The organism is Coleofasciculus sp. FACHB-542 (assembly GCF_014695825.1).
Lineage (GTDB): Bacteria > Cyanobacteriota > Cyanobacteriia > Cyanobacteriales > FACHB-T130 > FACHB-T130.
In genome coordinates this window covers 282,558-295,267 of record NZ_JACJPB010000044.1, presented here as the reverse complement: position 1 = coordinate 295,267, position 12,710 = coordinate 282,558, and the positions used below count along the sequence as shown (strand labels likewise).

At 48.9% G+C, this 12,710-nt stretch carries 6 protein-coding genes; 1 reads left to right on the top strand and 5 read right to left on the bottom strand.

Going from position 1 to position 12,710, the window contains the following annotated elements:
• Positions 1-157: 157 nt before the first annotated feature.
• The 3 genes from H6F52_RS26480 to H6F52_RS18035 form a co-directional block, all read right to left on the bottom strand.
• Positions 158-337, bottom strand: coding sequence for a hypothetical protein (locus tag H6F52_RS26480; protein ID WP_347275937.1), 180 nt, complete (start codon positions 335-337; stop codon positions 158-160).
• Positions 338-1,096: 759 nt separating this feature from the next.
• Positions 1,097-6,031 (bottom strand): ATP-binding protein, encoded by a 4,935-nt coding sequence (locus H6F52_RS18040; protein ID WP_199300624.1) that lies wholly within the window; start codon positions 6,029-6,031, stop codon positions 1,097-1,099.
• A gap of 114 nt (positions 6,032-6,145) precedes the next feature.
• Entirely contained in the window at positions 6,146-6,310 is a 165-nt protein-coding gene (locus tag H6F52_RS18035) for a helix-turn-helix domain-containing protein (RefSeq protein WP_347276228.1), read from the bottom strand.
• A gap of 869 nt (positions 6,311-7,179) precedes the next feature.
• On the opposite strand from H6F52_RS18035, the gene H6F52_RS18030 reads away from it, so the two are divergent.
• Positions 7,180-9,633, top strand: a complete 2,454-nt coding sequence (locus H6F52_RS18030; protein WP_347276227.1) for an ATP-binding protein — start codon at positions 7,180-7,182, stop codon at positions 9,631-9,633.
• Between the two features lie 165 nt (positions 9,634-9,798).
• On the opposite strand, the gene H6F52_RS18025 is transcribed toward H6F52_RS18030, so the two are convergent.
• On the bottom strand, positions 9,799-10,368 hold the full coding sequence (locus tag H6F52_RS18025; RefSeq protein WP_190528488.1) for a general stress protein: 570 nt from the start codon (positions 10,366-10,368) through the stop codon (positions 9,799-9,801).
• Positions 10,369-10,668: 300 nt separating this feature from the next.
• Positions 10,669-12,651, bottom strand: a complete 1,983-nt coding sequence (gene sir, locus H6F52_RS18020; protein ID WP_190536291.1) for a sulfite reductase, ferredoxin dependent — start codon at positions 12,649-12,651, stop codon at positions 10,669-10,671.
• Positions 12,652-12,710: the final 59 nt, after the last annotated feature.

Below are 12,710 nucleotides of genomic sequence, written 5' to 3'. Positions count from 1 at the left end.
CGATTTCTGGCAAACGAGTCATCAGCAGTGCAACTACTCAACTGAATCTAGCCTAAGATTTGCTTGATGCCTATCCAGAGGGATTTTAGATTCTCTTTATAAATCAGCTCTAACAGTTAGGTATTTTTTCCTTCCCAAATAAGGGAAGGGAACTGTTTTATGGTTTCACCAGTTTCAGAGAAAGCGATCGCGCTCCCTGAACCGCTTGATGAAGTGGAAGTGTTTGATCCAGGGCTACAGGCAGCATTTCTTGTCGGCATGAAGTACAAAACCAATAAACCCCATTTTGCCGCGCATGACGTAGAAGAGGACTGCCGCAACAATGGCAAGTATTCATTCGCATTTTATTAAACTCCTTATTCACAAAAAGTACACCCCTGAAGCCTTGGTCACTCAAGCGAATGTATAGGCGAACACAATCTGAAAAAATAAATTAACTTTGAGCTTCCCGAACCTTAAAAAAAGATGTGGTTAATGAAACTTTTTGGTTGCGAGATGCTAATGCCCTAAGACCGAATATTAAGCGTGTTGACCGCTCTGATAAATAAAGATAGAACTGAACATAGGTTTTGTTCATCTATCCTGGGGATCATCTCCTGGTACGGTATCCGGACTCCGGGGGGCAAAAAATTTTAGCAGGTGTTTAACCTGGGTAAACCAGATTAAGCTCTTGGCAAGAGGTTTCTAAGACACCTGCACTCACCCCCCGACAAAGGAAGCTTTAAAGAGTGCGAATCATCGCCTAAATAAAACAAAAATAGAAGAAAATTTTGATTTTCCCCCCTCGTCTTTAAACCGGCACTTTACACGCCCACGTTCCTAGAAAACCTGTTGCAACAAACTTTACCGACCTCTAATATCCACAATCCGCTGCTACCCTTGTCCAGAAAAAAGAAAATATATATAGCACTCCTAAATAATTCCTAAAGCTGAGATCCCCGACTTCTATCTCGAAGTCGGGGATCGGAAGGACTGGCTCACAACTTAAATAGGATTGCGATAGCAGTCGCTTGAGTGAAATACATTTGAAACTTCACTCCTAATCCCTCACCAAAAAGCCCAGAAAGGGCAGTATTGAACCACTAAGCAAGCAGTCTTAATTTGCATTCTTGATGAGATCGACGATCGCTGCAATTAACGTGGCTGACTCGATCGGCTTAGAAAGGTGCCGCTGGAATCCGGCAGCGATCGCTTGTTGTTGATTTAGTTCCCCCACATACGCCGTCAGAGCGATCGCCGGAATCTCACCACCTTGCTCTGCGGGCAACCGTCTCACTTGCCGCAACAGCATATACCCATCCATTTCGGGCATCCCAATGTCACTCACCAGCACTGCTGGTTGAAACTGAGCTAACGTGGCAAGAGCTTCCGCTGCTGAACCGACAGCCACAACCTCTGCCCCTTCCTGTTCTAAGACAAAGGCGACATACTCGCGCATATCTGTCGTGTCATCTACCACTAACACTTTGATACCTTGCAAGCCTGAGAGAGATTTGGACTCGCGAACGATTTGAGGAATGGTTGAGTGCTGCGACATCAACGGAAATTTCACCGTAAAAGTGGCTCCCTGCCCTTCCCCAGCGCTATCTGCACGAACACTGCCACCGTGTAATTCAACGATTTGACGGACGATCGCTAAGCCCAATCCTAATCCACCAAATTGTCGAGTCGTGGCGCTATCAGCTTGGCGAAAGTATTCAAAGACATGGGGCAGAAATTGGGGGAGAATCCCTTTACCCGTGTCGCTGACCGTAATTTGAGCTTCAGCCTCAATCTGCTCTAAGCGAATTTCAACTCGTCCTCCTGACGGGGTAAACTTGACGGCGTTGGATAACAAGTTCCAAATGACTTGCTGCAACCGACCTGAATCGCCTAAAACTTGCCCAACCTCGGGTTCCAGGATTGTTTGAATTTGAATCGATTTGGCGGCGGCGGCTAACTGCACGGTTTCCAGTGCGGCGGTGATGGTGGTTGCTAAATTGACCGGATCGACATTGAGGCTGAGTTTGCCTTGGAGAATTCGAGAAACATCGAGCAAATCATCAATGAGCTGAACTTGCAGTTTGGCATTGCGTTCGATGATCTGTAGGGCATAAGTCGTTCGCACTTGATCCATCTTGCGGTTTTGCAGTAGCTGAGACCAGCCCAAGATCGGGTTGAGAGGCGATCGCAACTCGTGAGACAGTACGGCTAGAAACTCATCTTTAATGCGATTTGCCTGTTCGGCAGCTTCCCGTGCGGCTTGTTCTCGTTGCAGAATTTGTTCTCGTTCGATTTCACTACGCTTGCGATCGCTAATATCTTTGAACAGTACGGCAACTTTTCGGCTCTCCGGCTGCCCAACGCGGAACGCATAAACATCGAACCAACGGTTCATCACTTGGGAACCATTCTCGAAGCGAATGGATTCACCTGTTAGGGCGACTTTGCCGTAAATCTCGTACCAGTGCTTTTCAAGATTTGGAATGAGCTGACGCGCCGTTTTGCCCGCTGCCTGTTCGAGTCCCGTTTGTTTGCCAAACGCCGGATTAGTCTCCAAAAAGCGGTAATCGATCGGCTTGTTATTTGCATCAAACTGCATTTCGATGAGGCAAAAGCCTTCGTCAATGGACTCAAACAGCGTTCGATAGCGTTCCTCTGATTGGCGCAAGGCCACTTCTGCTTGTTTGCGCTCGGTAATATCGACGAGTGCGCCAGGAAAAGAAACAGGTTTCCCCGCTGCATCATACTCAACTCGACCCCGTGCCGTTAGCCAACGTTCCTCACCACTGACAGTCCGAACGCGGTACTCAGCAGCATATTCCTCACCTGTGTGGATCGCCTGCTCAATTGCAACTGAAACGCGAGGACGGTCTTCCTCGTGCATGGAGTTGATAAAGAACTCGATCGGCAAGCCTTCTGATGTCGCACTCACCGGGTCTACAGCAAACAGGCGAGCAAACGCAGCATTGACCCTGACGCGATCGCCGGGAATACTCCAGCGCCAAGTGTAGACGGCTCCCGCTGCCAAAGCAGATTCTAACTGCACATGGGCTTCTCTCAGCGCTAGTTCAGCTTGTTGGCGTTCGGCTTCAATGCGCTTCGCTTCCGTAATATCCCGTGAAATAGCAAGCAGTTGCACCACCTGTCCCTGGGCATCTCGCACTGGCGTAATCAGGGTATCCCACCATTTCGGCGTGCCCTTGGTAGTGGGGAGATAGCCTTGAAATTGACCAATGTTGCCAATTGTGGCAACGGCGATCGCAGCTTGGGCTTTTTCATAATCTTCGCTCTCCCACAAATCAGCCCAGACGCGATAAAGGATAGATTTCGGCTCGTCGATTTCTAAAAGACACAGCCCACCAGGATTGATGTAGAGAATTTCACCGTTCAACGCTAAGACTTTGATGCAGTCAGTACTGCTCTCTAGAATGCTTTGCTTTAGCTCCTCACTTTCTCGCAAAGCTTCTTCTGCTTGTTTGCGCTCGGTAATATCCGTGCAGGTACCAAACCAGCGAATGACTTGACCGTTTTCGTCGCGCATGGGTAGGGCGCGGGTGAGATGCCAACAATAAATTCCATCTGCCCTTCTCAAACGATGTTCGATATCGTAGTTTGTGCCCATTTCAGTGGATTGAGTCCACGCCTCAATAGTCCGGAGCCGATCGTCTGGATGGAGTGTGTTTTGCCAACCGCTCCCCTGGATTTGCTCCAACGTCAATCCGGTGTAGTCAAACCAGCCGGGGCTGTAATAATCTACCCAACCGCTGGCATCAGCCGTCCAAACCATTTGGGGAATAGATTCAGCCAGGAAGCGAAAGCGCTGCTGACTAGCTGCTTGGCGCGATCGCCCAAGTTCTATATTGGCAGCAACGCGGGCAAGCAATTCGCGGGTGCTAAAGGGCTTCACCAGATAATCATCGGCTCCAGCTTCCAGTCCTTCAATTGCCGATTCTTCTCCGGCGCGAGCAGATAGCAGCAAAAATGGAATTTCGCGAGTTTTGGCATCAGCTCTTAACCGCCTGAGCAACTCAAAACCATCCATTCCTGGCATCATCACATCGCTGAGGATCAGGTCAGGCACACGATTATATACGGCAGTTAGAGCGGTTTCGCCATCTTTCGCCATTTCCACCTGATAAAACTGGCTGAGGAGGCGGTGCAGATAGTCGCGCATATCGGCGTTATCATCGACTAGCAGAATCCGGGCGGTAGCTGTCGAGATTGGAGCATCTGAGGTTCGTTGAGCGTTTTCTGCGGTCTGCAACCTCGGCGCTGCATTTTCTTCGGGTAGCCAACCTAAAGCTTCTTCAACATAAGGAATTGCACCAAAAGCGGTGGAGGCTTGGGCGCGGCTGGCGTGAATGTCATCACTCGGCAAATGAGCCGTTCCCATTGGCAGCCGCACAGTGAAGGTACTGCCCCGACCCAGCGTACTGTCAACAGCGATCGCTCCACCTTGCAAATCCACGAGTTCCTGCACCAACGATAGCCCGATTCCTGTACCTTCAAAGGTGCGTCCCCGTGCGCCCTCAACGCGATGAAACCGCTCAAACAGTTTGGGAAGCTCGGCGGCTGGGATACCCGTCCCCGTGTCGCGCACCATCAGTTCCACATGGTCTCCGACCGGACGCAGAACCACCGCAATTTCTCCTTCAAACGTGAACTTAAAGGCATTCGAGAGCAGATTCAACACAATCTTCTCCCACATATCCCGATCTACATAAATCGGTTCTGGCAAGGGAGGACAATCAACCGTAAGTTGCAGTCCCGCTTGCTCAACGGTAGAACGAAATAGACTCGCTAATTCAGCCGTATAGGTTGCCAAATCGGTTGGCTGGTAGTTTGCCTGAGTGCGTCCGGCTTCAATGCGCGAAAAATCGAGCAGGGTATTGACGAGCTTCAGCAAGCGCTTCCCGTTGCGCTGCACCAGTTCGAGTTGCGATCGCGCTTTGGTCGGAATGTTTCCCTTTAATTCGGCTAGCGTCTGCTCTAGCGGCGATAGCATCAGCGTCAGGGGAGTACGGAATTCGTGGCTGATATTGTTGAAGAAGGACGTTTTGGCGCGATCCAGTTCTGCCAGTGCTTCCACTCGCTGGCGTTCTTCTTCAAACGCACGGGCATTCGCGATCGCATTCGTGACATTGCCTGCCACTAAATCAAAAAATTCTCGGTACTCATTCTCAAAGGCTCGATGGGGATTGATTCCCAACACCAAAAAGCCAGAAATCTGAGGTTGTCCCGATTGGGTCAGCGGCACAACCCAGGCAGCAGTAGGCGACTTCTCCCAGGCTCCCCTTGGTAATCTCCCGAATCGAGTTGCTACATCAACAATGACTGCTTGCCCAGTTTGATAAATCTGTCCCAATCCCCAGTTGTCATTGGCTTGAGTCAGGTCTACGCTCGTGGGCGTTGCTGAGGTTTTCGCCTCGAATCCAGCCGTTTCAACCAGCGTGGCTTGCTTGCCATCTGCCTCCACTCGATAGAGCAGAGCAAACGGAATATCGTGAGCATTGGTTGCTAAAGCCTGAATTGCAGTTCGACAGGCAGCTTCAACCGTCTTGGCTTGAGCCGTTTCGTTCGCCAGCCGTCCCAAAGTTTGTAAGCGGCGATCGCCCAGAACTCGCCCGGTTGTCTCGCTAACGATGCAAAAAATGCCGCCGACTTCCCCGCTCTCATCCCGCACGGGGTCATACGAGACATCAAAGTAAGTTTCCTCGCTGTACCCGTAGCGATTGAGAAAGAACAAATAATCTCGCGCCCAGAAGGCTTCTCCAGTCGTGACAACTCCCTCAAGCAAGGGTTTGAGCGCGTCCCAAACTTCGCTCCACAGCTCACGGGCGGGGCGACCCAGCGCCCAAGGATGCTTCGATGCCAAAGCAGGGCGATAAGCATCGTTGTAGAGCGCGATCAATTCAGTTCCCCAGAACAGGCAAATCTGAGCTTTTGAAGGCAGCAAAATGCTGACAGCGCTCCGCAAACTTTGGGGCCAGTAGGTTACATCTCCTAAGGGAGTCTGCGACCAATCGAGCGATCGCATCAAATTCCCCATTTCGCCGCCTGTAACAAAAATGCTGTCAGCAGCCCTTCCTTTGTCTGCAAATGTCACTGGCGCAACTCCTGCTCCTCGAAATACCTGGCTAGTCGTCTTCGACCTGTTCCCCCATTATGATTGCAGCAGTGTTTCAATCTGCTTCCAACCGAGTGGTAAGGGGCACGTTTGTTTGTTTTCCCATCGATTCACACTATGGAACGATACCCCAAGTAGCGTTGCGAACTTTTCCTGTGAAAGTTCAAGCCGCGGGCGAGTCTCGCGGACTAACCCCGCCACCTCTAGCTGTTCAAGTGTGGTTCTTGGGCACAAATCCCTCTATCTTAATGCGTAAAATTGAACGATAGCCGGTGCGATATCCTTCCATCTATTAGCCAGAATGGGGCTAGTTTCTCTTCATTCTCTTCCCCTCCTAGTCATTGACAGAAAGGATTTTTATCACTAAGTAACTGTCTTTGAACAGGTCAATTTTCACAGGCGATCTCTCCCCGTACCATCTAATGCAGGCGACCCTGGATCGGAAGAATGCTGCTTGCATAACCAGCCGCTATCTGCACGCTGATTTAACCCCCATTCCACAACCTAAACTGCCATACTCCGAATTTTCGACATTTAAAAATTTTGGGCTTGCGATCGCAAAACATATTTACATTTTTTTGTATAAGAAATCACCTTTGTTAGATAAAAAAACCGAAATAACCGATTGTGACAGTAGGGGGTGCAGAATGTGCGATATATCTGTAAAGCTGGAAAATATAGGTATCCTTTCCCAATGCCCTGCCCGAAAAGGGAAAAGATGCGAGCTTAACTTGCGAATCCATTGTTAACCCTAAGCCGCACTGAGCTTGAGTTCCCTCGACACGCTCATTGCTCGCGACTTGAGGAAGAATCGAATTTATTCAATTGACCTTTAAACTTGAGACTTTTAACAGGATGAAGATTCAGCAATTGTGCCAATGCTGGTTCAATTATCCGATGGTAGTATCTAAATTTACAGGTAAAAGAGTTGCGAGAGCAGAACATCTCCATATGATTCTTAGAGAAAACTAGCTGATTGTGGAGCATAACATTGAACTCTTTCAACTTTTGCAATCTTAAATTCCTTGGAAATCTCCTATTTCTCAAGTCGATAGCAGGTAGCAGTAAGAGTGTCCATCCTAAACAACCAGGCTAACTCAGCTAGCCAAAAAAGTAGCCGGGAAGCATTTCCCAAATTGGGGAAATTCAATTTTTCTAAAGCGTTTTGGTCAAGGCTGCCAAAAAAGCAGCATCGCTACAAGCAAAGATGGCAACCTCGTGACCTAATTGTTTTATCCATACTGGCAGGGTCAACTTTGGGGGTGAGTGCGATCGCTGTAGTTAGCTATCAGGTTGTGCGGGGACTGATTCTGGAGAACCTCCAGCAACAAGCCTTACTGAAAGTCCAGCAGGGACGAGATGAGATTGACCAGTGGCTATCTAATCGGAAGACTGAGGTAGAGATGCTGGCGAACAGTCCCCTCGTGCGCTCTATAGATTGGTCAGTCGCTCAGCCTTATTTAAAGTCGGAATTGCAACGGTTTAAAGAAATTCACCAGCTGTCAATTGTCAACTCCGAGGGTTGGGGTGCGAATACCAGCGTCGGTCCTCATCGCAAAAATATTAAAGACCGGGAATGGTTTATCAAGGCAATGTCAGGGCAAGTCAGTGCCGCGAATCCCGTAGTCAGTCGCACCACAGGACTCTTACAAATCAATATCAGCGCTCCAATTAGGGGGATTCCAGGTACTCAAGTGCTGGGAGCAATGGCTGGAGCAATCAAAGTTGACCGAGTGATTCAGGTAGTGAGCAGTCTTGAGCAGGGAGTTGGCAGCTATGCGTTTGCACTCAACTCACAAGGGGTAGCGATTGCCCATCCTGACCCCAAGATGATTGGCTCCGCAGAGCGTCAGGCACCCAGCTTCTTACAATCTTCCAATCCGGCTCTGGCAGCGATCGCCCAGTCAATGGTTGCCAAACAAGCAGGGATTAAACTAATACGAGTCAATGACAGCTGGAACTACGTTGCCTACGTACCCCTAAAAGAAGCGGATTGGTCAATTGCACTGGTTATTCCTCGCCAGAATATCGAATCTAACTTAGGCGCACTCAACCTCCTAGCGACCGTTTTAGGCGGATTGTTGCTGATTGCCCTAATGGGTGCATGGCGACAGGTGCAGCTGTTTGAGCAAACTCGCACTCGTGCCGAACAGGAAGCTCTACTCAACCGTTTGGTGCGTCGCATTCGAGAATCTTTAGAGCTACAAACCATTGTTCAGACGACGGTTACAGAACTGGCAACCTTAACACAGCTTGATAGAGTGCTGTTTGGCTGGTACGATCCCCAATCCCAAACCCTTGAGCTGGTTGGCGACTCTCACGCCCAAACATTGACGATTCAGCCAAGAAAGTTTCAGTCCAATTCGTGTATAGACATAGCAGCTTGTCTACAGCAGACAGAAGCACTTCATCTGTTGTTTGTTGATGCTGAGTTAGAGCAAACACCTCTAGAGTTGAAAGCTCACGCCTACCTTGCACTCCCTATCCCGCTTTTAGATGGCTGCTGCGGCTATCTCATTGGGTTGCACGCTCATTCCCTAAGTCCACTAGATCGGGAATTACTCAAAGCAGTTGTCGATCAGTTAGCAGTTGCCATTACTCAGGCTCAGCTTTACAACCAAACCCAACAACAGATTACACTGCTCAACCAAACGCTGAGCAAACTTAACCAGACCCAACTCCATCTGGTGCAGAGCGAGAAAATGTCTAGTTTGGGTCAGATGGTGGCAGGCATTGCCCACGAAATCAATAATCCAGTCAACTTTATCTACGGCAATCTCACTCATGCCAGCTCTTACATCCAAGATTTACTAGAGTTGATTCAGCTGTACCAAGAGCAGTATCCTCAGCCCACGCCCCAGATTCAAGACAAAGCAGAGGACATGGAACTGGAATTTCTCAAAGAAGATTTATCCAAACTCCTTGCCTCGATGCAAGTTGGCGCTCAGCGTATTCGTGATATTGTTTACTCGCTGCGCGTGTTCTCCCGTTTGGATGAATCAGAAGTCAAGGATGTGGATATTCACCAGGGCATTGATAGCACGCTGATGCTTTTGCAAAACCGTCTTAAGGCGAAGCCAGATCATCCAGCCATTGAAGTTGTCAAGGAGTATGGTCAGTTACCTAAAATTGAGTGCCATGCCGGACAACTCAACCAGGTATTTATGAACCTCCTCAGCAATGCGATTGATGCTATAGAGGAGTTTAACTTCAAGCGTAGCTATCAAGACCGGCAAGCCAACCCCGGTCGAATTACAATTCGCACGCAAGTTTTGGCATCAAAACAAATTGCGATTCGGATTGCAGATAATGGAGCGGGGATTGCTGAAGATATTCAGCAACGGTTATTTGACCCCTTCTTCACCACCAAGGCGGTTGGAAAGGGAACCGGGATGGGATTAGCGATTAGCTATCAGATAGTGACAGAGACACATGGGGGACAGTTGCGGTGCATTTCGGCACCCGGACAAGGAGCAGAATTTGCGATCGAGATTCCGATCCAACAATCACCGCAACCATCGTAGGAATTGATTGAGCAATCAGTTTAGGGGGAAAGTTAGGGCACAATTCCCCACTACCGATCAACAAAAAAGTAAGGACAAAATAGATTTGAGAAAAGTTTAGTGAAACTTTCTCAAATCTAGATTCACCTAACTTGGTGAAAATTGGATCTTGGTATTCTTGGAAATTTAGGACAAGACAGGTGAATCGTTGGGTCGGTTATAAACAGCCCAATCCTGAATTCCCCGCTCGCGAAAAACTCCTTCAACTTTGGCGATTTCCTCGTCTGTTCCATCCACAATTACCAAATAGTAATTGTAGAACAGGCGATCGCTATAAACTTTAGCGTCATCTTCATGAATGCCGAGATCGGTTAATGCCTCAATCAGGCGATTCGTTGCCGCTGTTCCAATCCCAACACCAGCAATCGTACCGGCTAGTGTCAAGCCCAGACCACCCGCTGCCATTACAGCCCCCACACCAGGAACGGCTAAAGTGCTAAGACTGGTGAATATGCCGCCAAACAGCCCAACGTTAGTATTTGCGTTGGCTTTTGTGGCAGCAGTGACGCTAGCTTCATCACCAATGCGATCGCTCATATTCGCACCGGCAAGTTGATCGTCAGGTTTTGCTTGTGTGGTAATTACCGAAACCCTATCTATTGGGAAGCCAGCTTTGTTAACTTCATCGAGTGCAGTTTCTGCATCTTGACGATTAGAAAATACCCCCACAGCACGCTTATTTTCAGCTACAGTCATTTTTCCCTCCGATTGCCATATCTGCATCGCGAATCCACAAATGCAGAATTGATTTTTTAATCCTTGATGTTGAAATTTTGGTATTTTCTGCTACTAGATCCATCAATCCCTAGATGTAACTCGGAGGTAGAGTCTCTCCGGGCGTTTTGTTACGGCTGAGTTGAATGATTGAAGACTCATTTCAAATCCGTCTACTTGCCCATCATATAAAGAACCCCTCCCCGCAAGCAGGAAAGGGTTGGGGTTCTGGGAAATTAGGGGAATCAACCAGACTTTAAGATTACTGAGTCGCCAGCCGGATTACTCGTTAGGCTTTTGATTCGCCTGTAAGAAAGCTTCGATTACCTCAGTTGCCAATTGAGTCATGGGCTTACCCTGACGGGCTGCTTCTGCTTTCAAGCGGCTGTAAACATCATCCCGGACATTGATCCGACGACGGATTTTAGCTGCAACTGCAATTTCTGATTCTTCTGGCAGCACCACCTCATTAATCAACCCGGTATCTGACTGAGGAGAGACTGCTTCTGACTCATAGTCAACTGTAAATTGACGAATCGCATCAAAACCAACGCGATCGCAGAAATCCCCAAAACCTTCTTGGGGTTGCCGCGACTGCTTGAAGTAAACGAAAATCGGCTCTAATTCGGTTTCTAGCTCGTTAATGTGCAGCCGATCCATATAGGCTCTAGAGAGTCGCGTTTGGTCGCGTGAAGCCCCTAGCCAAATCTGATAAGATTCAGCCGCACTCCCGACAAATCCTAATTCTGCCAGATAGGGACGAGCGCAACCATTCGGGCAACCCGTCATCCGCACGATAAAGTGTTCGTTTTCCAATCCCACTTTTTTCAGCAGCGCCCGAACCCGATTCAAGAGATCCGGCATGATCCGTTCCGATTCGGTAATCGCCAAGCCGCAAGTCGGCATGGCGGGGCAAGCCATTGAATAGCGCACCAACGGGTCAAGTTGATTGGGGTCTGCCTGAACGCCACAGCGGTCAAGAATCTGCTGAATTTCGGTTTTTTGCGCCGGGTCAATTTCGTAAAACAGCAAGTTTTGGTTGGGTGTCAGGCGAATCGGTAGCGAGAACTTCTGCACGATTTCCCGCAGTGCAGTTCTTAGCTTGAAGTTACCTTCGTCCTTTACCCGACCATTTTCAATCGGAATTCCCAGAAACAGCTTGCCGTCGCCTTGTTCGTTCCATCCCAAGAAATCTTTGTATTTAAAGGGCGGTAACTCTTTAAAAGCTGCCAGCGGTTTGCCAAAGTATTCTTCGACTTTGGCGCGGAACTTCTCGACGCCCCAATCTTCGATTAGGTATTTCATCCGCGCATGACGGCGGTTAGTGCGATCGCCATAATCTCTTTGAGTGGCGACAATCGCTTTGATCAGATCGTAGATATCTTGTTTCTCTACATACCCGATGGGATCTGCCATCCGGGGAAATGTCTCTTCTTTGTTGTGAGTGCGTCCTAAACCACCACCCGCAAAGACATTAAATCCCTCTAGTTCTCCCTCGGTGTTGGTAATCACCACCAAGCTGACATCTTGGGAATAGAGGTCAACCGAATTATCCCCTGGTACCGTTACGGCACACTTAAATTTCCGGGGCATATAGCGATCGCCATATAGCGGTTCTTCTTTCCCGTGAACGACGGTGCCGTTGCTGTTGCGTTGCCGCGCCGCCTTTACCTCTGGGTTTTCTTCCGCGCTAATGGACTTTTCGCCATCCAGCCAAATTTCATAATATGCACCTGTTTGCGGTGCCAGTAGGTCAGCAATATTGTTGGCATACTCCCAGGTATATTCGTAGTCCCGGCGATTTTTATAAGGCGCTGGGGGCGTCATCACATTGCGGTTGAGGTCGCCGCAGGCTCCCAGCGTTGACCCCATGTTTTTAATGATGGCAGCGATGGATGCTTTGAGATTTTTCTTTAAAATTCCATGCAGCTGAAAACCCTGGCGAGTCGTAGCGCGTAGCGTTCCATTGCCATATTCCTCAGCCAGTCGGTCTAAGGTCAGATACAGTTGTGGTGGAATGAAGCCCCCCGGATTACGGGTACGCAGCATGAACTGGTAATCTTTTTCCTGACCCTTCACCCGGTTGTCCCGGTTATCCTGCTGGTACGATCCGTGAAATTTGAGAATCTGGGTGGCATCTTCTGTGAAGCTGTTGGTGTCTTCCAGTAGCTCAGTTGCCACAGGTTCGCGTAAAAAGTTGCTGCGTTCTTTGAGTCCTTCTACTTTAGAAAGCTTTTGGACTGGGGAAATCGGAGATTTAACCATCGGAAACTAAGGGGCTGAACGGTTGAACTGGATCACCGGAAAATCTATCGGGATTACGG